The sequence below is a fragment of the Paenibacillus humicus NBRC 102415 genome, assembly GCF_004000905.1.
GTDB lineage: Bacteria > Bacillota > Bacilli > Paenibacillales > Paenibacillaceae > Paenibacillus_O > Paenibacillus_O humicus.
In genome coordinates this window covers 147,200-169,247 of sequence record NZ_BIMD01000004.1, presented here as the reverse complement: position 1 = coordinate 169,247, position 22,048 = coordinate 147,200, and the positions used below count along the sequence as shown (strand labels likewise).

General features: G+C 60.4%; 24 protein-coding genes and 1 other annotated feature (1 of these 25 only partly in view). Of the genes, 4 read left to right on the top strand and 20 right to left on the bottom strand.

The window, feature by feature from the left end; translation table 11 throughout:
- Positions 1-219 (bottom strand) — a binding site (T-box leader) (it extends 23 nt beyond the left edge of the window).
- A 182-nt stretch (positions 220-401) separates the two neighbouring features.
- Positions 402-1,124, top strand: coding sequence for a 3-ketoacyl-ACP reductase (locus PHU01S_RS04855; protein WP_048748932.1), 723 nt, complete (start codon positions 402-404; stop codon positions 1,122-1,124).
- 75 nt (positions 1,125-1,199) lie between these two features.
- Here PHU01S_RS04855 and PHU01S_RS04850 read toward each other — a convergent pair whose 3' ends face one another.
- Both PHU01S_RS04850 and PHU01S_RS04845 read right to left on the bottom strand, forming a co-directional pair.
- Positions 1,200-1,835 carry a hypothetical protein gene (locus tag PHU01S_RS04850; protein ID WP_127506457.1) on the bottom strand — a complete coding sequence of 212 codons (636 nt, stop codon included), beginning with the start codon at positions 1,833-1,835 and terminating at the stop codon, positions 1,200-1,202.
- Positions 1,836-1,981: 146 nt separating this feature from the next.
- Positions 1,982-2,503, bottom strand: a complete 522-nt coding sequence (locus PHU01S_RS04845; RefSeq protein ID WP_127506455.1) for a GNAT family N-acetyltransferase — start codon at positions 2,501-2,503, stop codon at positions 1,982-1,984.
- 502 nt (positions 2,504-3,005) lie between these two features.
- Here PHU01S_RS04845 and PHU01S_RS04840 point away from each other — a divergent pair.
- Complete coding sequence (locus PHU01S_RS04840) at positions 3,006-3,434, top strand: GNAT family N-acetyltransferase (RefSeq protein WP_127506453.1); 429 nt, start codon at positions 3,006-3,008, stop codon at positions 3,432-3,434.
- Between the two features lie 380 nt (positions 3,435-3,814).
- On the opposite strand, the gene PHU01S_RS04835 is transcribed toward PHU01S_RS04840, so the two are convergent.
- From PHU01S_RS04835 to spoVAC, 15 genes are all read right to left on the bottom strand, one after another.
- Positions 3,815-4,588, bottom strand: coding sequence for a class I SAM-dependent DNA methyltransferase (locus tag PHU01S_RS04835; RefSeq protein WP_021879571.1), 774 nt, complete (start codon positions 4,586-4,588; stop codon positions 3,815-3,817).
- Between the two features lie 241 nt (positions 4,589-4,829).
- On the bottom strand, positions 4,830-5,780 hold the full coding sequence (locus PHU01S_RS04830) for a CvfB family protein (RefSeq protein ID WP_127506451.1): 951 nt from the start codon (positions 5,778-5,780) through the stop codon (positions 4,830-4,832).
- Complete coding sequence (gene rsfS / locus PHU01S_RS04825) at positions 5,777-6,124, bottom strand: ribosome silencing factor (protein WP_021879573.1); 348 nt, start codon at positions 6,122-6,124, stop codon at positions 5,777-5,779. The genes PHU01S_RS04830 and rsfS overlap by 4 nt, the downstream gene beginning before the upstream one ends.
- A 25-nt stretch (positions 6,125-6,149) precedes the next feature.
- Positions 6,150-6,710, bottom strand: coding sequence for a bis(5'-nucleosyl)-tetraphosphatase (symmetrical) YqeK (yqeK, locus tag PHU01S_RS04820; RefSeq protein ID WP_127506477.1), 561 nt, complete (start codon positions 6,708-6,710; stop codon positions 6,150-6,152).
- Complete coding sequence (nadD, locus tag PHU01S_RS04815) at positions 6,703-7,323, bottom strand: nicotinate-nucleotide adenylyltransferase (RefSeq protein ID WP_048748924.1); 621 nt, start codon at positions 7,321-7,323, stop codon at positions 6,703-6,705. The genes yqeK and nadD overlap by 8 nt, the downstream gene beginning before the upstream one ends.
- A 54-nt stretch (positions 7,324-7,377) precedes the next feature.
- The gene (gene yhbY / locus PHU01S_RS04810) at positions 7,378-7,671 is read right to left on the bottom strand and encodes a ribosome assembly RNA-binding protein YhbY (RefSeq protein ID WP_021879575.1); all 294 of its coding nucleotides are present in this window, start codon (positions 7,669-7,671) and stop codon (positions 7,378-7,380) included.
- Between the two features lie 16 nt (positions 7,672-7,687).
- Positions 7,688-8,584, bottom strand: a complete 897-nt coding sequence (gene aroE / locus PHU01S_RS04805) for a shikimate dehydrogenase (protein ID WP_021879576.1) — start codon at positions 8,582-8,584, stop codon at positions 7,688-7,690.
- A 22-nt stretch (positions 8,585-8,606) separates the two neighbouring features.
- Positions 8,607-9,728, bottom strand: coding sequence for a ribosome biogenesis GTPase YqeH (yqeH, locus tag PHU01S_RS04800; RefSeq protein ID WP_048748922.1), 1,122 nt, complete (start codon positions 9,726-9,728; stop codon positions 8,607-8,609).
- Positions 9,725-10,252, bottom strand: coding sequence for a YqeG family HAD IIIA-type phosphatase (locus tag PHU01S_RS04795; protein WP_021879578.1), 528 nt, complete (start codon positions 10,250-10,252; stop codon positions 9,725-9,727). Before PHU01S_RS04795 ends, yqeH begins: the two co-directional genes overlap by 4 nt.
- Before the next feature lie 130 nt (positions 10,253-10,382).
- Positions 10,383-12,632, bottom strand: a complete 2,250-nt coding sequence (locus PHU01S_RS04790; protein ID WP_127506449.1) for a DUF4129 domain-containing transglutaminase family protein — start codon at positions 12,630-12,632, stop codon at positions 10,383-10,385.
- Positions 12,625-13,881: a DUF58 domain-containing protein gene (locus tag PHU01S_RS04785; RefSeq protein ID WP_127506446.1), complete on the bottom strand. Its 1,257-nt coding sequence runs from the start codon at positions 13,879-13,881 to the stop codon at positions 12,625-12,627. The genes PHU01S_RS04790 and PHU01S_RS04785 overlap by 8 nt, the downstream gene beginning before the upstream one ends.
- 3 nt (positions 13,882-13,884) lie before the next feature.
- Positions 13,885-14,841: an AAA family ATPase gene (locus PHU01S_RS04780; protein WP_048748918.1), complete on the bottom strand. Its 957-nt coding sequence runs from the start codon at positions 14,839-14,841 to the stop codon at positions 13,885-13,887.
- A 163-nt stretch (positions 14,842-15,004) separates the two neighbouring features.
- Positions 15,005-15,355, bottom strand: a complete 351-nt coding sequence (gene spoVAE / locus PHU01S_RS04775) for a stage V sporulation protein AE (RefSeq protein WP_048748916.1) — start codon at positions 15,353-15,355, stop codon at positions 15,005-15,007.
- Positions 15,352-16,371, bottom strand: a complete 1,020-nt coding sequence (gene spoVAD, locus PHU01S_RS04770; protein ID WP_048748914.1) for a stage V sporulation protein AD — start codon at positions 16,369-16,371, stop codon at positions 15,352-15,354. Before spoVAD ends, spoVAE begins: the two co-directional genes overlap by 4 nt.
- A 1-nt stretch (position 16,372) precedes the next feature.
- The gene (gene spoVAC / locus PHU01S_RS04765) at positions 16,373-16,867 is read right to left on the bottom strand and encodes a stage V sporulation protein AC (RefSeq protein WP_048748912.1); all 495 of its coding nucleotides are present in this window, start codon (positions 16,865-16,867) and stop codon (positions 16,373-16,375) included.
- 326 nt (positions 16,868-17,193) lie between these two features.
- Here spoVAC and PHU01S_RS04760 point away from each other — a divergent pair, with 326 nt between their 5' ends.
- Together PHU01S_RS04760 and PHU01S_RS04755 are read left to right on the top strand one after the other, a co-directional pair.
- Positions 17,194-18,441 carry a CynX/NimT family MFS transporter gene (locus tag PHU01S_RS04760; RefSeq protein WP_048748911.1) on the top strand — a complete coding sequence of 416 codons (1,248 nt, stop codon included), beginning with the start codon at positions 17,194-17,196 and terminating at the stop codon, positions 18,439-18,441.
- Positions 18,442-18,579: 138 nt separating this feature from the next.
- The gene (locus PHU01S_RS04755; protein WP_127506444.1) at positions 18,580-19,119 is read left to right on the top strand and encodes a C40 family peptidase; all 540 of its coding nucleotides are present in this window, start codon (positions 18,580-18,582) and stop codon (positions 19,117-19,119) included.
- A gap of 65 nt (positions 19,120-19,184) precedes the next feature.
- On the opposite strand, the gene PHU01S_RS04750 is transcribed toward PHU01S_RS04755, so the two are convergent.
- The 3 genes from PHU01S_RS04750 to PHU01S_RS04740 are packed head-to-tail and all read right to left on the bottom strand — an operon-like array spanning position 19,185 to position 21,752.
- Positions 19,185-20,042, bottom strand: coding sequence for a MetQ/NlpA family ABC transporter substrate-binding protein (locus tag PHU01S_RS04750; RefSeq protein WP_048748910.1), 858 nt, complete (start codon positions 20,040-20,042; stop codon positions 19,185-19,187).
- 40 nt (positions 20,043-20,082) lie between these two features.
- Positions 20,083-20,742 carry a methionine ABC transporter permease gene (locus PHU01S_RS04745; RefSeq protein ID WP_127506442.1) on the bottom strand — a complete coding sequence of 220 codons (660 nt, stop codon included), beginning with the start codon at positions 20,740-20,742 and terminating at the stop codon, positions 20,083-20,085.
- Positions 20,739-21,752, bottom strand: coding sequence for a methionine ABC transporter ATP-binding protein (locus PHU01S_RS04740; protein WP_127506474.1), 1,014 nt, complete (start codon positions 21,750-21,752; stop codon positions 20,739-20,741). The genes PHU01S_RS04745 and PHU01S_RS04740 overlap by 4 nt, the downstream gene beginning before the upstream one ends.
- Positions 21,753-22,048: the final 296 nt, after the last annotated feature.

Here is a 22,048-nt window from a genome sequence, read left to right as displayed (position 1 = left end):
CCCGTGGTACCACCCTAGTTGGCGCCCGGCATGCTTTGCCGCGGACACCCACTCATGAAGTCCTTAACGCGGACCATGCGGCAAGGCTGCTCCGAATCCGGAATTGACCTTGCGGCTCCGAGGCGAGATTCGGCACGCTGCGGGTCCGGCTTGCACCAACTGATGCCGGCTCTCTAAGTCCACGCGATGCGGCTTACTGCTCCTCTTCAACGCCAATATGGCTAATTTAAGTCCGATTATAGTGGATTGCAGACAGGGAGTCAAGAAGCCGTCGACGGCTGTCGAATCCTGCGGCGCATCATGGCGCTCGCTCATGAGTTCTTCATTTGTTCCTCTTCCAGCCTTCCTATATAATATAAAATGCTGTGCAAGTCCATTCTACATCGACAGGAGAGATTCCATTGGAATTGAAAAATAAAACGGCTCTCATCACCGGCGCCGGCAAAGGCATCGGTCGAGCTTCCGCGATCGCTCTGGCTAAGGAAGGCGTCCATCTGGGCCTGATATCGCGCACCGAGTCCGAGCTGGCATCGCTGGCAAAGGAGCTGACCTCCCAGTACGGCATCAGCGTCCACTACGCCGTCGCCGACATCTCCGACGCGGCCGAGGCGGCCGATGCCGCCAAGGGCCTCGCCAAAGAGCTGGGCAGCGTCGACGTCCTGATCAACAACGCCGGAGTCGCCACCTTCGGCACGGTAGCCGAAATGGATCCGGCCGAATGGGAGCGGATCGTCCGCATCAATCTGTTCGGAACCTATTACGTCACCCATGCCGTGCTTCCTTCCATGCTGGAGCGCAAAAGCGGCGCCATTCTCAACATCGCCTCCACGGCGGGCGAGCGCGGCTTCGCGACCGGCTCCGCCTACAACGCCTCCAAGTTCGCCGTCATGGGCTTCACCGAGGCGCTCATGCAGGAGGTCCGCAAGTCGAACATCCGCGTCACGGCGCTGACGCCAAGCACGGTCAATACACCGCTCGCTTCCGCAAACGGCCTGCTCAAGGGCAACGACAGCGATAACAACATCCTGCAGCCGGAGGATGTCGCCGAGCTGATCGTCGCCACGCTCAAGCTTCCGGACCGCGTGTTCATCAAGACCGCAGGCATTTGGACGACCAATCCTTGATTGCTTGATTGCTTTAAGATTAGCCGGCATTCCCTGGGAATGCCGGCTTTTTGGACCTTTCAGAAGCGGCAGGCTTCAGAAATGCAAATGGAGCTTCCGAATCCGGAGTTCTCGATTCTCGTTCGCAAACCATTGCTCCAGTTCTTCATAATCCCCGATATCTGCGGCTGCCGTTTCAATCCAAATGCGGTCCGTCCCGTCCCAACCATAGTCCATGACCGGCCATGCAGGGGACGAAAGGAGCTGCCTCTGATCGCCTTCGTCGCCGTAAGAAAGCATCGTCATCGTTCGATAATCGATGGGAAGGATCAGATGGCGTACGACACGATTTCCCTCGGGATAGGCAAGACGAAGCAGGATGCGTCCTCGATCAACGCGGCTGTCTACGTAGAGCCCTCTCGGCAGCTCGATGCTGGAAGTGCCGGAGTCCCCGCTTCGGACGAGCAGCAGGGAGCAGGATTTATTGCCGCAGCCGTACTTCACCACTCCCAGCCGGTCGGTCTCTCCCGTCTCGATCTCGGAGAAGGCCGTTCGTTCAAGCTCCTCTTCTGCGGCGCCTTCGCCCTCCAGATAAGCCCGCAGCGGCGGCAGCTCATCCAATGGGAGCTCGATCCCGCTTCCCTGATCGGAGCGGATGACCTCCGTCCTGCCCGGCATGCTGTCGGCTTCGCGCCCGAAAACGCTCCAGCTCCAAACAAGCAGAACAGCCAAACCAAGCAAAAGGAGAAGGTTTCTTCTCCTCTTCATCGACATCTTCATCCGCATCTTCATCTGCTTGATCAGCCGCCTTCTTCATTATCGATCGCGTTCTCCTGTATCAATCTATTAGCCGAGAAACAAGTCCACGCAGAACGAAGCTAGCCGCCGATCCAGAATCTCCGGACGACATTCCCGTTCTCCTCGGTATGCGGAGCATCCTCGATTCCGCCGTTGTTCAAAATCGTCCGCGCGGAAGCCTCGTTGGAGCGGTCGCAGACGACCAGCACCTTGGCGATGCCGAGCTCGGCCGTCTTCTCCAGCGCCAGCTCCAGCAGCTTCGTCGCATAGCCCTTGCGACGCGCGGAAGGCCGGATGCCGTAGCCGATATGACCGCCGCTGGAGAGGAGAAACGGCGTCAGGCTATGACGGATATTGACGGCTCCGAGTACGCGTTCCGTCTCATCGACGAGCCAGAAGGTCGAATCCGGCACCCAGCCCTCCGGAAGTCCGATGCCGGCGCTGTTTTTTTCCAGCCATTCCACCATTCCGGCGAAATCCGCCGGTTCCTTTGCGATGACCCAGGGAACCATGTCTTCTCCGCTCTCGACCCATTCCTCGTAGAAGTCCTTATATTCTTTTTCCAGCCGCAAATCCGGAACCGTCAGCCTAACATTCCCCATCGTTCTTCCCCCTCTATTGTCTGCATATCGCCCCAATGCGGACAGCTCCCTTTTAAAAGGAATTTCCCGATCGGCAACGAATCTCTCTAATTCGGGAAAGTATACCATGCCGCGCCTTCAACGAAAATAGAGGGGTCTATCACGCTCATTGGAAAATCAGTCCTGCTGCATCCCGTCGTCGAAATCAGTTTGGGAGCTTCGGTACCGACGGCTCGCCGATCCGCGGGTAAGCGCCACCCTTTCATCAGGGGCTGGGAATGCCGTTTGCTCCGGCCGAGGTCAAGGAACGGACGACGAAGCACGCCATAACAACGGAAAATGCGGCTTTAGCAGGGACGGCATCCCGTGGAATGAGGTTTGCAAAAACGGCAATCGGCTGCTCATGAGCAGTCTCGATCAGAAATTCAACGAAAGGGGTTGAAGATCATGGAGCAGAACCGCAGCCTCTCATAGAGGGCGGATACCCAGGCCGCCTGAGAATAAACCAAAGGTGGTTATGCAAATGAATCCGAAATCCATCGTCATAAAAGAGCGTCAGCCTTCGGTAGAGGAGTTCGTCTCCCTCTGGCAAGCCGTGGGGTGGGGACATGCAGATGCCGAAATGGCCCGGAATTCCATTCCCCAATCTCGTTATGCCGTCGTAGCCGAGCTGGACGGCGAGGCCGTCGGAATGGGCCGGATCGTCGGCGACGGCGTCATGTATTTCTATATCCAGGATGTCGCCGTCCACCCGGAGCATCAAAGCCGCGGAATCGGAAAAAGAATCGTGGAAGAGCTGCTCGGCTACGTTCGACGGAGCAAGCTGGACAGCGGCATTGCTTTTACGGGACTGTTCGCTGCGGAAGGCAAGGAAGCATTCTATGAATCGTTTGGATTCAAGAACCATGCTCCCGGCATGACGGGGATGTTCCATGTATTTGAAGTCAAATAGGTTTTCAAGAGGATGGGTTTTCACCGCTGATCCAAAGAAGAGGTAAGGTTCCCCGAAAAAGAGGGGCTTTACAGCCTTCTCTATCTGAAAATAAATACTACTAACATGTAGATTACATCCTTCTATCTTATTCCATCTACATCTACTATAATGAAAAAAATGGTAAAAGGAGGTGACGAAGTTGAAGAAAATGTTTCTCATGCTTGGTTTGACAGCATTGCTGGCCCTTCCATTCGCTTCTCTAGCTTCTGCTGCTGCAGCTCCTCAATACTGCTATACGTCCCCTATTACATGTTTGGAGAAGTATTATTAAACTTCCAGTTAGGCTGTCAAAAAGGCTGCTCTCTCGACGCATGTCGAGTGAGCAGCCTTTTTGAAATCTATTTCACCGCCGCAAAAAACAGCCGCTCCGAATCCGGCCCCGGCTCTCTCAGCTTGAAGTCTCCATACCGGTCCACCCGGCTGAAGCCGGCGGCCTTCAAAGCCCGGACGATCCAGTCGGGATCGTAGGCTCGCTGCAGATGGGTTTCCTCGAAGCGGATGAAGCGCCCGTCGCGGTCTCCCGCATCCTTGGCGAATATCGTCAGATGATGGCGGATCTCGATGCGGTCTTCCTCCAGCTCGGACGTCCAGATGTAGCCGACATCCCGCTCATCGAGGAAGAAAGGCTGCTCCTCCGCGTATCTCCGAAGCGTAGACGGCGCATGGACGTCGAACAGGAAGACGCCGCCGTCCTTCAGCCCCCGGAAGGTCGCCTTGAAGGCCGCTTCGATATCTTCTTCCTCCGTCAGGTAATTCAGGCAGTCGCAGAAGCTGATCGCGGCGTCCACCGGATCCGGCAGCTCCCAGTCCCGCATATCCTGCTGCAGCCAGCGGACGGAACCGGCATTGGAACGGATCGCCTGCTGGGGCGTCTCGTCCCATTTGCTGCGGGCGATGGACAGCATGTCCGCGGAGAGGTCGATTCCATAGACGCGGAAGCCTGACTTGGCGAGCGGAATCGACAGGCTGCCGGTGCCGCAGCCGAGGTCGGCGATGCTTTCCGGCACGCCGTACCGCTCCCAGCACTCTCTCATGAACCGGATCCAGTCCGGATATGGCATATCTTCCATCAGCCGGTCGTAGACGCCGGCGAATTGGCGGTAAGCCCTCATGGCAAAACCTCCTAAGCAAACACATTTGCAACGGCAGACGCTTCCTTAAGTGCGCATCAGTCGTATCAAGCCTTCAAGCCTTGCAGGCGCAGCCCGGTGAATGGCGGGGCATCGCCTGCCCTCGGCTCATCGACCCGCCGTCGAGCCGGAACGAACCGCATGGCCGCATCGACGAGCCCAGCCTCTTGATCCAACCAGCAAATTTCAACCTGCAGACGAGGCTGCCGTCTCCGAGCGAAACCTATTCGGCTCCGCCGTTTTCCTCTGCCGGAGCTTTGGCTTCCGCCGCGGCGCCGCTCTCGGCTTCCGTGATCAGCTTCGTCCAGTTGCCTTCCTGACGGACGAGCCCTTCGCGCATCAGCTTGCCGACGGCGCGCTTGAACGCCCCCTTGCTGATGCCGAACTTGTTCTTGATGATCTCCGGAGGAGTCTCGTCGGAGTACGGCATCGCCTGCCCCGGACGCTCTTTGATGAACGCAAGGATGCGGTCCGCGTCCTCGAGACGTCCTACCTGCTTGAGCTGGCCCATCGACAGGTTGGCGCGGCCGTCCTCGCGGACGAAGGTTACCCGGGCCCGGACACGCTGTCCAAGGCGCAGCGGCTCCGGACGCTCCGATGCCGGAATCATGCCGTACGCTCCAAATCCGATGACGTCGCCGTCCAGGACGACGAAGGAGCCCATCTGCAGCGTGCGGCTGACCCAGCCTTCCTTCCATTCGTTGCGCCAGGTCGCCGGTACCGGGAATACATGCTTCGCCAGATCATCCTCGCGCGCGAGCTTGCCGAGCAGGCGGCCGCTCTTGTCATGCGACAGCGTCACGTAGACCTCATCGCCCGGCAGCGGACGGAGGTCGACGAGCTCCGGCAGCTCCGAGAGCGGCAGCAGCAGCTGCCGTCCGAGACCGATCTCGAGGAAGCAGCCGAGACGCGGATGAATGTCCGCGACAGCCAGCCGCTTCAGCTCTCCGAGCCGGATCAGCGGCTTTTTCATCGTGGCGGACAGTCGGTCGTCGGTATCGTGGAACAGGAACACTTCCAGCTCCTGCCCTTCCTTCGGCTTATGTCCATTCGTCTCGCTGTAGTGCAGCAGCACTTCCGTATCCTCTTCGTCTCCAAGGCTTAGAAAAAAGCCGAAGGGCGACACTTCGCGCGCCACCCTCAGCTTCAATATTTGTCCGGCGTAGGGAGTCATGCGAACTCCACGACCTTGGCGTCGGACCACAGCCGCTCCAGGCTGTAATAGTCGCGCTCGTCGCGGTGGAAGACATGCACGACGACGTCTCCGAGGTCGATCAGCACCCAGCGCGCGGTATCCATGCCTTCAAGGCCGCGCATCGTCACGCCGCCCTCCTGGGCGCGCTTGCGGATCTCCGTGGCGATCGCTTGCACTTGCGTATCGGAATTGCCGTGGCAGATGACGAAATAATCGGCGACGAGAGAAATATCCTTGAGGTTGAGCGCGACGACGTTGCCCGCTTTTTTATCTTCGGCCGCCTCGACGGCGGCCTGCAGCAGTTGTTCGGAATTCAGGGCCATTCAGTTGCCTCCTAATGTGTAATCGTTATGGGTTGCGAATCAAATCGTTCCGTGCAGCGAGCGTCAGGGGATAGATTACTTTTCCCTTCTCCAGCAAAAATCGTATCGTCGAATCGAAACCGGCTCTGAGCGCGGCGTCGAGGTCGGTCTCGGCAAGCTCCCGGATGCCGTCCACGCCGGGGAAGTCCCGTCCCGGCTCCATGTAATCCGCGAGGCATACCACTTTGTCCAGCAGCGTCATGCCGGCCCTGCCGGACGTATGGTAACGGACGGAGTCGAGCACCTCGATATCCGTGACGCCGTAGTCCCGGCGGGATATATAGGCCCCTGCGGGCGCATGCCACAGCTCCTTGTCGTAAGACAGGATGCCGAGGTCGGCGCCCTCCTCCCGGATCGCTTCTTCCATCCGGTCCACCGGCCAGTATTTGGCCAGATCGTGGAGGATGGCGGCCAGCTCCGCCTTGTCCGGATCCGCTCCGAACCGCTTGGCGAGCACGATGGCCGTCGAGATGACGCCCTGCACATGCTGCCAGCGGCGCTCCGGCATGCCGGAGCGAATCGATTCGATCATCTGCTGCTTATCCATCATGGCGGTACAGTCCCTTCTCCAGAAGGTAATCAAGCGCCGGCTCCGGAACGAGGTACCGGACCGACAAGCCCGCACCGAGCCGAGCCCGGATCGCCGTCGAGGAGATCGCCAGCCGCGGCATCGAAGCCAGCAGCAGACGCTCTCCGAGCTTGTCCGGAAGTCTGCCGGCCGCGGCGGTGGCGGAAGCCGCCGGATCGCCGTCGTCGGACGGCCGGTCGACGCCGATGAAGCGGATCCTCTCCGCAAGCTCGCCGATCCGGTGCCATTTCGGCAAATCTCCGATTCGGTCCGTTCCGATGATGAGATGGAATTCCGTCTCCGGCATCTCTTCCTGCAGCTGCAGGACGGTATCGAACGTGTAGCTGACTCCGCCGCGCTTCAGCTCGATATCCAGCGCCCGGAAGCGTGGATGGGCTTGTACGGCGAGCCGGACCATGCTCCAGCGGTCTTCCGGAGAAGCCCCCGGAGCGCGGTCCTTGAGCGGAGGCCCGGCATTGGGGATGAACAGCATCTCGTCCAGCCCGCAAGCCTCCATCGCCCGCTCCGCGGCAATCATATGCCCGATATGAATGGGATCGAACGTGCCTCCCATGATGCCTGCCTTGCGCATTCGATCCCCTCCTCCCCATGGCCGGCATGCTTCGGTATTGCGGAAGCGTGCAGCCTAGCGGGGAAGCACGATCGTCTTGTAGTCCTTGGATTCCTTGTACAGCACGATCGTCTTACCGATCACCTGCACGAGCTCCGAGCCGGAGCCTTGCGCCAGCTGGGCGCCGACTTCGCGCGCATCCTCGTCGCAGTTGTTGAGGAGATTGACCTTGAGCAGCTCGCGCTTCTCGATCGCTTCCTCGACATGCTTGACCAGCTGCTCGTTGAAGCCGCCTTTGCCGATTTGGAAAATCGGGGTCAGATGATGCGCCATCGCGCGCAGATGGCGTTTTTGTTTGCCTGTCAACATAAAATCACATACCTCTCTATGGTGCGGACTTCTCCTGCATCGCCTGCAGGACGGCTTCCCTCATCGCTCCGGTCGGAGCCGGTATGCCGGTCCAGTATTCAAAGGCGTAAGCGCCTTGGTAGATAAACATGCCGAGTCCTCCATGCGTCCGGAGGCCGAGGCTGCGGGCTTGGGCCAGCCATGCGGTTTCGAGCGGATTGTAGATCAGGTCGCTTGCGACCGCGTCCGGCCGCAGCAGCGATACGTCGACAGGGCATGCGTCTACATTAGGATGCATCCCGATCGAGGTCGTATTCACGACGAGATCCGCTGAGCGGAGAACATCCTCCGCCTCGCCGCCGGACTGCTGGAGCGCCCGCACCTGTCCAAGGGAGGCAAAAGCTCCCGCCAGCTCTCTGGCGCGCTCCTCGGTCCGGTTCAGCACCGCGACCTCCGCCGGCTCTTCCTTCAGCAGCGCGTACAGCACGCCGCGGGCGGCCCCGCCGGCACCGATGACCGCGATGCGCTTGCCTCGCAGATCGGGCATGGCCTCTTCCTTGAGGGAACGGACATATCCGATTCCGTCCGTGTTGTAGCCGGTCAGGACGCCGCCTTCGTTCACGACGGTGTTCACCGCTCCGATCAGGCGGGCTCCCTCATCGACATGGTCCAGATGGCTCATGACGTCCAGCTTGTGCGGAATGGTCACGTTGACGCCGCGGATGCCCATCGCCCTGACTCCGGCCCAAAAATCGCCTAGCCGGTCAGCCGCGACATGGAAGGCGGCATAAGCGCCGTTCACTCCGGCCTCGCGGAAGGCGCGGTTCATCATGACCGGCGATTTGGAATGCCGGATCGGGTCGCCGATGACGCCGTACAGCGTCGTATGGCTGTCGATTTCCACTCCGGCCATTCCATTCGACTTTGCCATCATGCCGTCAGCACTCCCGTCTCTGTCAGATTAAAGCCTCGCGGACGAGAACCTTGACTCCCTTGGGCGCATACACTTCGATCTGCGCGCCGCTGGTGCCGTTAACGCGGATCCAGCCCAGGCCCGAGACGAACACGTCGGACTCGCTCCCTTTTGGAATGCGCAGGGAATGGCGCGTCCAGGCCGGCATCGTCTCGAGCTCTTCCCGCGAAGGCGGGGCAAGCAGCTCGCCCTTGTGCTGGGCATAGAGATCGTCGGCGCGCTCCAACTTCGTCCGGTGCACCTTCATCGCATTGGCCGTGTACAGCGTGAAGCTGAGGTTGGCTCCGGCCGCATAATCGAACCGGATCAGGCTTCCGAAGAACAGCGTCTGCCCGGCATCGAGCTGGTAGACGAGCGGCTTGATCGGCTTGTCCGGCAGCAAGGCTCCCAGAACGCCGCGCGGCACGAGCTCCGTCAGGCGCGAGCGGTACACGATGCCCGGCGTATCGACGATGGCTTTGCCGTCGTCGAGCGGGATGCGGATCTCGTCGAGCGTCGTTCCGGGGAACCGCGATACGGTCAATTCCCGGTCCAGATCGCTGTAGTCGGAAATGAGCCTGTTGATGAGCGTCGACTTGCCGACGTTGGTGGCGCCGACGACGTAGACGTCGCGGCGGCCGCGCAGCTCCTCGACCGCTTCTACGACCCGCTCGAAGCCCATTCCCTTCTTGGCGCTGCACAGGACGATATCGACCGTGCGCAGCCCTTGCGCCTTGGCCTGCCGCTGCACCCAGTTGCGGATGCGGTTGTAGTTCGTCCCCTTCGGAAGCAGGTCGATCTTGTTGACGACGAGCAGCACGGGATTGTTGCCCACGAAGCGCTGCAAGCCGGAGATCAGGCTTCCTTCGAAGTCGAACAGGTCGACGATATGCACGACGAGGCTGTCGGTAGACGCGATGCCGCCGAGCAGCCTCAGGAATTCGTCATGGTCCATGGACACCGATACGGCGTCGTTGTAGTTGCGGATGCGGAAGCACCGCTGGCAGATGACGGCTTCGCCGCCCTTTGCCGATGCCGGGACGTAGCCCGGCTTGTCCTTGCTGTCGGACTGAAGCGCGGCTCCGCAGCCTGCGCATCCTTGCTTGTCCAGTAGTTTTTCACTCACTTGCTTGTTTCCTCCTCCTGCCACAGGCCCTTGCGGCGCAGCCGGGAGAGGGCAATCCGTTCCAGCAGCCGGTTGATCCGGGTGCCGAAGCCTTCATCCGCCGGCGAGATGGGAGCTACGAGTATCGTATACAGCCCCATCCGCTTGCCTCCCAATACATCGGTCATCATCTGGTCGCCGACGACCACCGTCTGTTCCGCCTCCAGGCCAAGCACCGCCAGCGCCTTGCGGAACGCTTGGGTGGACGGCTTGCGGGCCGCATGGATGAACGGAATCGCCAGCGGTTCTGCGAATCGGGATACCCGGGTCTCGTGGTTGTTGGATACGACTACGACTTGGAAGCCGAGTTCCCTGACCCTGTCGAGCCAGGCGATCAGTTCCGGGGTCGCCAGTGCGATCCGGGCGCCGACGAGCGTGTTGTCGAGATCGGTGATAATGCCTCGAACACCCTTCTCCTTCAGCAGATCAAGATCGATTTCATATATAGATTTCACGCGCATGTGCGGCACCAGCCGTTCAAACATCGCTTAGTCTCCCTTGCTTAGAGCCTGCTATCTTACGAAACTATACCATATTACAGGATAACGGCGCAAAAAGGAACCGCCCTGTCAACAGGAGCGGTTCCTTTCCCGAAATTTGCCGGCTGGGCCCGGATCAGCCCGGCTTGCCGAACCTGCCGAGCACGCCTTTGACTTTGCCGGCGAAGGCCTCGGCGTCGCCGTATGAAACGGGCTGTCCGCTGTATTTCACTTTCTCGAAATCAGCCAGGATAGCCTGAAGCTCCTGCTGCAGATACTTGCGCTGCTTGGACCACCGCAGCACCGCCTCCCTCAGCGTCTCGTGATCCTCCTTGACCAGGCCGCCCCGTCTCGCGGAGCGGATCATCCGGCCGGTATCCCACGATATCCGCTCCTCGGCAGACAGCGAGCGGATGCGCAGGCGGCGCCAGGAATCGGCCAGGAAATGCCGGTTCACGAATGTCGCTGCAGCCGCGGCTGCCGCCAGGAAGATGCCCCCGATGACGTAGACGTAGGACGGAACGTCGAAGCCGGATGTCTCGGCAGCCTCCGTGTCCGTAGCCGGAGCCGCGCTTGGCGCCGGCGTCGGGGTGGCTGCCGCTGCCGCATCGTCGGCTGCCGCCGGATACGGATAAGCGAAGCCTGCCGTCGGCTCGAACGGAATCCAGCCGTAGCCCTGGAAGTAGATTTCGACCCAGGAGTGGGCATCGGAGTTCCGCACTGTATAGGTGTCGCTCTCCATCCATTCCTCGGGGCCGCCTCGCATGCCGCCCGGCGTCGGAACGCGGTTCGAGCCGGAGGCATAGCCTTTCACCCAGCGGGCGGGCAGATCGACGGAGCGGGCAAGCACGACCATCGCAGACGAGTAATAGTCGCAGTAGCCTTCCTGGATTTCAAAGAGGAAGGAATCGACGAAATCGGCGCTGACCTTTTTGCTCGTATCCGGTTCGTTGGTGTACGTATAGTTGACCTTCAGGTACGTTTCAATCGCCGCAGCCTTGCCGAAGTCCGTCGTCTCGGCAGCCGTCAGATCGCGCCCAAGCTGAGCGACCCGAGACGGAATATCCGTCGGGAGCTGCGTATACATCTGCTGATCGGCGCTGTTGTCCATGAAGGCCTTTGCATTCTTCACGCCATCGTCCAAGAGCGTCTGCTCGGAGACGATGGAATAGGTTTTGGGGTACGTCTTCTGCCCGTTCTCGTACCGGAGCTCCATGGAGGAGGGCCCCCAGCCCCCAGACCCGGAAATGCTCCCGGAGTCGTTGACTGACTTCAGCGATTTGATGGCGGAGGCTCCGAACAGGACCGGGAACATGTCCTTGCGGGCCATTTTGAACTCTTGACTGATCTCCACCGTATCGGCGGCGGAGCGATCCCACGCCAGCGAAAGCTCGCTGCCCACAGCCAACGGCATGAGCTGCTCGTTCTTCTCGAGCTCGCTGTCTTCCCAGCCCTTGCCCGTATAATACGATTTCGTCTCGCCTCTCCAATAGCTCTTGCGGTCCGACTTGACCGTCATGACCGGGGAATAGTCGTAGTTGAAGCCGCCGCCAAGCTTGCCGTCCTCGCGGCTGTAGCCCGACTTGCTGCTCTGCTTGCTGGAGTTCGCCGGCGCAATGCCCTTGTCCCCTACGAAAGACTGGACTTGCTCGCCCTGGGCTTCCTTCCATACCGTGTACGGATCCTTGATGATCGGCGGAATCTCGGGAACGAACAAGCCCGTCGCCATGACGAGGGAAAGCACCAGCACGATCGGCAGGAGAAGCTGCGCCGGGTAGCTCTTCAGCCTCGTCCAGCTTGCGGGATGGTCCCGCTGGAAGCGGGCGAAGTGCTCGGCGATCAGCCAGACCAGTCCGGCGAAAATGACGACGGCCGTGTTGTCCCATAGATAGATCGGCGTGAAGGAATCCGTCACGGCCAGCACGAGCAGGCACACCGAAGTGAAGCCGACAATGCGGATCCGGATACGCGTCCAGGCCGAGAAGAGGATATAAATCATCCACACGGCGAGCGCGATCTCCAGAAACGGATGAAGGGCGGCAGCATTATCCGCCAGATAGGACAAGCGGTCATCCATGAGAATCGGATCGTATGGCGTCCACTCGATGGGAGCGGCGGCATAGAGGATGACGCCGATGGACGCAAGCTGAAGCAGGATCCGGTATATTCTCCGAAGAGGCAGCAGCTCGGCCAGGGCTGACACGCCCAGGACGAGGTAAGCGACACGGAACGTTTCGGGCCACCAGATCTTCTCCAGCACCGATAGGCTGCTCGCGATCATGACGGCTGTCAGAAGGCCGCTCAGCATGACGAACCAGCGGGCGGAGGGGGCGTTCATTCCCTGGACAAGCCCCAGGTAGCGGCGGGCTTTCCTGCCTTCAGGCATCGTTGGCGACCTCCCTTCCGTCAAGCGCGTCCGGAAGCTCTTCCAGGCTCGAGATCACATAGACGGGGCCGCCGTAATCGTGGAATGAGGGGCTGTCCGTTCCCGAGGAACGGTCCTCGATCTTGATGCAGCAAGGATTCATGCCCCGCCGGGACAGCCTGGACATCGCCCGGCGCACTTCATCCGCACCGGCGTCCGTCACGAGCACGGCCAGCGAGCCGCGTTCAAGCACGGCCTCCGCCTCCGGCAAAGCGGCATCGATTCCTTCCGCTCCATCGTTGTCCGCCGCGGTGAGCAGATCCATCGCCCGATGAAGCTGATCGCCGCCGCTGCCGGAACGGAGAATGCCCGGAATCCGGGATGAAATCCAGAGCCCCATCGACGTATTGCGCCGAAGTCCGTGCTGGAACAGGGACGCCGCCGTCGACACGGCGACCTCGAACCGGGCTTCGGCGCCCGGAGCCTGGCGGCGGCAGGCATCCAGGAGCACGATCGTACGCGGAAGCGCCTCGCGCTCGAATTCCTTGGATTTCCACTGTCCGGTCTTGGCGGTCGCCCCCCAATGGACGCGGGAGAGGCGGTCGCCCGGCAGAAACTCCCGGATGCCGTTGATCTGGGTCGTCTCGCGCGAAGCCCGGGGAGCCGAGGCATGCGAATAATGGCCTTTCGCCCCTCTGCGCACCCGCTCCCAGCCGCGAAGCTCGATCGTCCTCGGCCTCACGGCAAAAGCGTCCGCCGATTCGAAATGGCCGGTGTGCTCGAAAAAGCCGAACAAATCCCGCGTCGAGCATTCGGTCGGCAAAAACCGGTAGACGCCTCTTTCCAGCGGCGGCGTCCTGTAGGAAGCCTGTCCGCTCCGCTTCACATTCGGCACGAAGCTGATCTCGAACGGAATCTCTTCGCTGCCGTTGCGCTGCAGCCGTTCCCGGACAAGCACGTAGGGAACGGGATAATAGCCGGGCATCTTCATGCTCAGGCTTACTTCCTGAGAGCTCCCCGCGCTCAGAACCGCCTGGGCCGCCGGCGACAGGTCTCCGGAAGCCCTGATCAGGCGTTTCCCCGATATGCCGCGGATACCGCTCCAATAACCAAGAGAAATATAGACGATGAGCCCGTTCAGGATGCAAAAGATCATGACGGCGGTTTTGCCGCCTTGAAAAAGCATGTACAACAGGCTGGAGACGTAAATCAACGCCAGCAGCCGCCACCTGAAGGCGGACTGGCGCCTCCTTGCAGGGATCGAGCCCATCGATCAGCGCTCCAGCCGGACCGGCACCTTGGTCCGGCCGATGACGTCCTCGATGACCGTCTCGGCGCGGGTGCCGCCAAGCCTCGCAGCCGGCTTCAGCAGGAGCCGGTGCGACAGCACGTGGACGGCGAGCTGCTTGACGTCGTCCGGAATGACGTATTCCCGCTTCTCGATCAGCGCGCGGGCTTTGGCGGCGCGCATCAATGCTACCGCCGCGCGCGGGCTGGCTCCCAGCTGCACGCCTTCATGCTCGCGGGTGCTGCGGACGAGCCGGACCAGGTATTCTCCGACCGCCTCGTCCACATGGACCTTCTCCGCCAGCTCCTGGAGCTTGACGATGTCGCCGATCTCGGCGACCCGGCCGAGCAGGTCGGAAGGATGGCCGCTTTCCTGCTTGAGCACCATGCGCCTCTCCTCGGCTTCCCCGGGATAGCCGAGCGACAGCCGCATCATGAAGCGGTCCATCTGGGCTTCGGGTAGCAGATACGTTCCCTCGAACTCGATGGGATTCTGGGTTGCGATGAGAATGAACGGGCTCGGCAGCGAATACGTCTCCCCGTCCACCGTGATGCTTCTCTCCTCCATCGCCTCGAGGAGGGCGGACTGGGTCTTCGTCGTCGCCCTGTTGATTTCGTCCGCAAGGACGAGATGGGACATGATCGGACCGGGACGGAAGATGAACTGCTCCTCCCGGGGATGATAGATGGTCAGGCCGGTAATATCGGTAGGCAGCAGATCCGGATTGCACTGGATCCGCCTGAAGTCGCCCCCGATGGAGCGGGCCAGAGCCTTGACGAGCTGGGTCTTGCCTGTGCCGGGAACATCTTCGAGCAGAAGATGGCCTCCTGCCAGCAGGGCGATCAGCACGAGCTCGATTTCGCGCTCCTTGCCGAGGATGCAGGATTCCAAATTGCGTCGAATGTCCGTGCACAGCTGTAGATCGGATGCGTAGACTTCCATGTCCATGACTCCTTCCGAAGACGGCTTCCCCTGCGATAGCGGTATCCTATTAGTTTACAAGAACCGACTAATTCTAACAATAACATCCGTTTCCAAAAAAAATTGGAGAATCCCACAGAGGGATTCTCCAATGCATACGATAGTTAGGGACAAAATGTTTCGCTCATCCCTTCGGACGGACGACGAGAGCCGCCAGGAAAGAGAAGATGATCGCCGCGCTTATGCCTGCGCTGGTGACCTTGAATATTCCGGATATGACCCCGATCCATCCCGTATCGTGCAGCTCGGTCAGCGCGCCGTGGACGAGCGAGTTGCCGAAGCTCGTGATCGGAACCGTGACGCCCGCGCCGGCGAACTTGATCATCGGCTCGTACCAGCCTAAGCCGTCCACGACGGCTCCGATGACGACCAGCGTCGCCATCGTATGCGCCGGCGTCAGCTTGCCGACGTCGAACATCAGCTGCCCGATGACGCAGATCGCCCCGCCGATCAGAAACGCCCATAAATAGATCATGCGTACACCCCGCTTTGTTCAATGGACACCGCATGCGCGATGCATGGAATCGTCTCCCCCTGCTGGAACGACAGCGGCGAAAGGAGCGCTCCAGTCGCCACGACGAGAATCCGCTTCAGTTCCCCCGACTGGACTCGCTTCAGCAGATGGCCGTAGGTGACGACGGCCGAGCATGCGCAGCCGCTGCCCCCGGCCTGAACCTTCTGCTTGTCGACGTCGTAGATCATCAAGCCGCAGTCCTTGAACTGGGTCTGCTCCATCGGGACTCCGTTGCGCTTCAGCAGGTCGGCCGCGATGCCGTGGCCGACCGTCGCCAGATCCCCGGTGACGATCAGGTCGTAATCGCCCGGCGAGCGGCCGGTGTCCGTCAGATGCATCTGGATGGTGTCGACCGCAGCCGGGGCCATGGCCGCGCCCATATTGAAGGGATCGGTGATGCCGAGATCGACGATGCGGCCGATCGTCGCGCATTCCACGACCGGTCCGATGCCTGCGGGCGCGACGACGGCCGCTCCTGCGCCGGTAATCGTGTACTGCGCCGTCGGCGGCTTCTGCGACCCGTATTCGGTCGGGTACCGGAACTGCTTCTCCGCCGTGCAGTTGTGGCTGCAGGTTCCGGCCAGCACGGATTTGCCCGCGCCCGAGTTGACGATCAGCGACGCGATCGCCAGCGACTCCATGGACGTGGAGCAGGCTCCGAAGACGCCCAGGTAGGGCACGCCCAGCGTCCGCGCGGCGAAGGTGTTGCTGATGATCTGGTTCATCAAGTCCCCTCCGACGAAAAACTCCAGCTGCTCCTTCGTCATGGAGGCATTTTTCAGCGCGAGATCCGAAGCCTGCTCCAGCAGCAGCCGCTCCGCCTTCTCCCAGCTCTTCTGCTGCATGTCCAGTTCAGGGTGGATCAGGTCGAAATCAGCGGCAAGCGGCCCTTCTCCCTCGTCAGGGCCGACGACAGTAGCCGTCCCGACAATGACCGGACGGTTTTCGAACCACCAGGTCTGCTTTCCTCTTTGCATCTTAAGGCTGCCCCCCAGTACCCAGGATGAGATGCGCGAGCCCGACGAAGAAAGCCGCTACGGTGCCGAATACGATGACAGAGCCTGCCAGCTTGAACATATTCGCCCCGACGCCGAGAACGAGCCCCTCGCTGCGGTGCTCCAGGGCGGCCGAGCACATGGAGTTGGCGAAGCCGGTGACCGGCACCGCCGTGCCCGCTCCCGCCCACTGGGCGATCTTGTCATAGACGCCCAGGCAGGTCAGAATGACCGAGATCAGAATCAAGACGGCGACCGTCGGATTCGCGGCCTTGTCCACCGGCATTTTGAAGGCATGCATGAAAAATTCCTGGATGCCTTGGCCGATCAGGCAGATGAAGCCGCCGACCAGAAAGGCGCGTACGCAGTTGCTTAAAACAGAGCGGGACGGCTCCCTCGTCTTGGCGAACGCCTGATACTCCTTCGGCGACATCGTCATTTTCTTGAAGCCTTCGCGCCGAGCGCTTTTGCTTGACATCGATGTTCCCCCTTGCTGGCCGCTATCGCAGCGCCGTCCGGCGGCGCAGCATCGCAAGCCATGAATTGGAGGTTATTATTCGCCTTTCCCTCGTCTCTTATCCAGCTTTTCGCTCCGCCATCGATTGCCAGCCGCCAGCTTCCGTCCGCGGGACATCTTAATTAGAAGGCAGAAGGTTTGGCCGGGGCGCTTCACTGGCGAAAGCGGCTGAAGGAAGCATCATTTATATTTACTTTAGTCGTGAAGTAGGATAATATACGTTATTGGTACCCTAAAAAGCTCACACACAATGTCAACCGAGGGGCCTGGAAAGAAGGAACTTATTCATGAGCCACATTCCCAAGCCTGCTTCCGGCCGAAGCAGGCTTCTGACTGCCTCGGCGATCGCAGGAATTCTGCTGATCGCCGCCAATATGCGCGCAGCCATAACTTCCGTCGGGCCCGTGATCGACCAGATCCGCGCCAGCTACGGCCTGAGCAGCGAAATGTCCGGCCTGCTCACCTCGCTCCCCCTGATCGCCTTTGCGGTCATGTCCCTGCTTGCTCCGCGCATCGCGGACCGCTTCGGCGCAGAGCGCTCCCTGCTTTACGGGCTGCTTTTCCTGATTGCGGGCATGCTGCTGCGGACATTGCCCGCCGCAGCCGGACTGTTCGCCGGCACCGCCCTGCTGGGCCTTGCGATCGCGCTCAGCAACGTCCTGCTGCCGAGCATCATCAAACGCGATTTCCCGACGCGGATCGGACTGTTGACCGGATCGTATTCGGTGACGATGAGCGTATTCGCCGCCATCGCCTCCGGCGTATCCGTCCCGCTCGCTTCCGTGCCCGGCTGGGGATGGAAAGGAGCGCTGCTCATATGGGCGCTGCTGGCCGCGGTCGCGCTCGCCGTATGGATTCCATTTACTCGAAAGTCGGCTCCGGCTGCCGCCTCCTATCAAGCGGGGTCGTCTCCGAGCATGTTCCGATCCTCGCTCGCCTGGAGAATCACGTTCTTCATGGGCATCCAGTCCATGACGTTCTATGTGACAATCGCATGGCTGCCGGCGGTATTCCATGAGAACGGGATGAGCGCCTCCGCCGCGGGCTGGATGCTCTCGCTGATGCAGTTCGTCAGCCTGCCGACTTCCTTCTTCATGCCGGTATGGGCGAGCCGCATGCGCTCCCAGGTGCCGCTCGTGCTCGTGTCCGGCGCTCTCTCGCTGAGCGGCTACTCCGGACTCCTGTTCGGCAGCACAGGCATGACCTGGCTCTGGATCACGCTGCTTGGCCTCAGTCAGGGAGCGACCATTTCGCTGGCCCTCACCTTCTTCGGCCTCCGCACTCGGAACGCCGGGGAAGCGGCGAAATTGTCCGGCATGGCGCAGTCGCTCGGCTACCTGCTGGCGGCGCTCGGGCCGATCGTGTTCGGCTCCATCCATGATCTGTCCGGCTCCTGGAAGCCGGTGCTCGCCATCCTGCTCGGCCTCTCCTGCATCGTCATCGTGCTTGGCCTCGGAGCCGCGCGCAATCGTTACGTATCCGCCGCGGAGGAGACTCTTCTCCCGGACCGTTCCGGCCAATTGAGCAACAACTGATCTCATTCGATTCCCGGCCCGCCTAAATGGCGGGTTTTAATTTGGCTTTTTTTGGCATGATTAGGATTTTCTAAGAAAATATCCGCCTTCCATCAAGCGATGCTAGAATAGCCTTACATCGCCAGAAGGAGGAACATCATGAATCTTTTCCTGCATCTTCGCAAAACCGTCGCCGGCGCCGCCGCGCTGTCCCTTATCCTTGCCGCGGGTACTGCGGCAGCGGCCAAGCCCGTCCATGCCGCGCAGGCCAGCAGTACATATGCCGCCGCAGCAGCGTCCGCATCGACCGCTTCAGCTAAGGCCGACCGCATCGTCGCCTTTGCGGAATCCCTGAAAGGAAAGGTGAAGTACAGCTACGGAACGAACAACCCGTCGAAGCTCATCTTCGACTGCTCCTCGTTCACCAAATATGTCTTCGCTTCCCAAGGCGTCTCGCTCAAATGGGGATCGACCGCGCAGAGCAAGCAAGGCACCAAGGTAAGCAAAGCCAATCTCCGCAAGGGCGATCTCATGTTCTTCACCGTCGGCTCCTCCAAATCGATCGGACATGTCGGCATCTACATGGGCAACGGAAAGTTCATCCACAACACGATCGGCTCCAAGGTGAACGGCATCGTCATCAGCAGCTTCGACAGCGGCTACCAGAAACGGTTCGTATCGGCGGCGCGGGTGCTCTGAGCGCCAGCCGTCATAAAAAAAGGCCCTCGCGCAATTGCGCGAGGGCCTTTCAGCTTTGCTTTGGATCAGAACGCCGGAACGATGGCTCCCGCGTATTTGTCTTCAATGAATTTCTTCACGTCGTCGCTGTTCAGAACCTTGATCAGCTTCTGGATGCCTTCGGAATCCTTGTTGTCCGGACGGGCGGCGACGATGTTGGCGTAAGGGGATTCCTTGCCTTCGATGAACAGAGCGTCCTTCGTCGGGTTCAGCTTGGCGTCGAGAGCATAGTTCGTGTTGATGATCGCGAGGTCGACCTGGTTCAGGACGCGCGGCAGCGTGGCCGCTTCAAGCTCCTTGAATTTCAGGTTTTTCGGGTTCGTCGCGATATCCTTCACCGTCGCGCTGATTCCGGCGCCGTCCTTGAGCGTGATCAGGCCGTTGTCTGCCAGCAGCTTGAGGGCGCGGCCGCCGTTGGTGGCGTCGTTCGGAATCGCGATTGTCGCTCCGTCCTTCAGCTCGTCCTTCGACTTGAGGCTGTCGGAGTAAGCTCCGATCGGCTCGACATGCACCGTGCCGACGCTGACGAGGTCATAACCGCGTTCTTTGTTGAACTCGTCCAGGTAAGGGACATGCTGGAAGAAGTTGGCGTCCAGCTTTTTCTCGTACAGCTGCACGTTCGGCTGAACGTAATCCGTGAACTCGACGACTTCAAGGCTGACGCCTTCTTTGGCCAGGGCATCCTTGATATGGTTCAAAATCTCGGCATGGGGAACCGGCGAAGCGCCGACCTTCAGCGTAATCGGTTCGGAAGCGCCTGCGCCGGCATTGGATGCGGCGTTTTCTGCAGCCGCGCCGCCGGCGTTGTTGCCGTTTTTGGCTCCGCAAGCCGCAAGGGCAAGCACAAGCAGCGACAAGGTAAGCACAGTAAGCCATTTTTTCATGAGTATGACCCTCCAATAAATGTAGTGTAATTTCTCTGTCTTATCTCCGGCTGATTCGGCGGACAAGCCGGTCTCCAAGAACCTGGAGCAGCTGAACCAGCACGATGAGGATGACGACCGTCACGATCATGATGTCGGTCTGGAAGCGCATATAGCCGTAACGGATCGCCAGGTCTCCCAGCCCTCCTGCTCCGATGGTGCCCATCATCGCGGTGTACGATACGAGCGTGACCGCCGTGACCGTTATCGCGGCGAGCAGTCCCGGCCGTGATTCCCGCAGCAGCACGCGGCGGACGATGTCCCATTTGGAAGCTCCCATCGCTTGCGCGGCCTCGATGACGCCTTTGTCGACTTCCCGCAAGGCCGTTTCGACCAGTCGGGCAAAAAACGGAGCCGCTCCGATGACGAGAGGCGGAATCGCTCCCTTCACGCCGATGGTCGTATTGACGATTGCTTCCGTGAACGGCATGACCGCAATCATCAGGATGATGAACGGCACCGACCTCAGGATGTTCACGACGAACGACAGGACGGAATACAGAGCCGGCATGTAGAGCAGCTGGCGGCTGGACGTCAAGTACAGCAGAACGCCGAGCGCGAGGCCGAGAATGACGGTGAAGATCATGGAGAACACCATCATCGTCAGCGTATCCTGCGTCGCCTGCCAGATTTCGTCCCAATTGATATTCTCCCAAGTCATTCCGGCAGCACCTCCACATCGAGTCCGCTTGCGCGGAGCGATTCGATGACCGCGTCCGCCTCGCCGGGACCTCCGCCGCTCAGTTCGACAAGAAGCTGTCCGTACGGGGTATGCTTCATGCGGGAGACGGTTCCCTGGAGAATGGCGCACTGCACGGGACTGCCCTTCAGCGCTTCGAAGAGCACCGGCTGGTAGGTTTCTTCCCCGACGAAATGGAGCCGGATGAGCCGCGAATTGTCGCGGGTCCGCAGCGGCGCGCCGTCCGACAGATCCGACATCTCGTCGACGAATTGCCTCGTGACCGGATGGGACGGCTTCAGGAACACGTCGAGCACGTTGCCGAATTCGACGATCGTACCGGCGTCCATGACCGCGACGCGGTCGCAGATGGAGCGGATGACTCCCATCTCATGCGTGATGAGCACGATCGTCAGCCCCAGCTTCTCGTTGATGTCCATCAGCAGCGAGAGAATGCTGTTCGTCGTCTGCGGATCGAGCGCGGAAGTGGCCTCGTCGCAGAGCAGCACCTCGGGATCGGCCGCGAGCGCCCTCGCGATGCCGACACGCTGCTTCTGGCCGCCCGACAGCTGGGACGGGAACTTGTCCCCATGCGCCTGCAGGCCGACCAGCGTCAGCAGCTCGTCCACGCGGCGGGCGATGGCCGGCTTCTTTTGGCCTGCCAGCTTGAGCGGGAACGCGATATTGTCGCGGACCGTCACGCTGGAGAGCAGATTGAAATGCTGAAAGATCATGCCGATCTTGCGGCGCTCCCGCTGCAAGCCACGTTCTCCCAGATCGGTCAGGAGCACTTCCCCGACCTTCACCGTGCCGCGCGTCGGACGCTCCAGCAGATTCATGCAGCGGATCAGCGTGCTTTTGCCGGCCCCGGAATGGCCGATAATGCCGTATATCTCGCCTTTGCGGACATCGAGCGTAATGTCGCGGATCGCGTCTACTTCTCCGCCGCCAGCGCTGCGGTATGTTTTCGTCACATCCTGCAAGTGAATCAGGTTTATCCCTCCCGGAACAACACCGCCTATCAATTCCAATAAAACCAAGTAGTTTAAGTGGTATTATATAGGCGGGCGTCGGATTTGTCTATAGTCGATGAAAGCTCGTTCTGGCATGCGGAAGCGGCGCGGTTTTCATACCCCGTTCCCAAAGTCTTTATTCTATTATTCCGACATAATCATGTCAAATACAGAAGTTTCCTGAGGGAAGCGGAAAAGCTGCATAGCCGGGATGTGTCCGTTCCCGGAAAAGAAGGGATCGTCTGCCGTTCAGCCTGCCTATCCCCGCAGCCGGA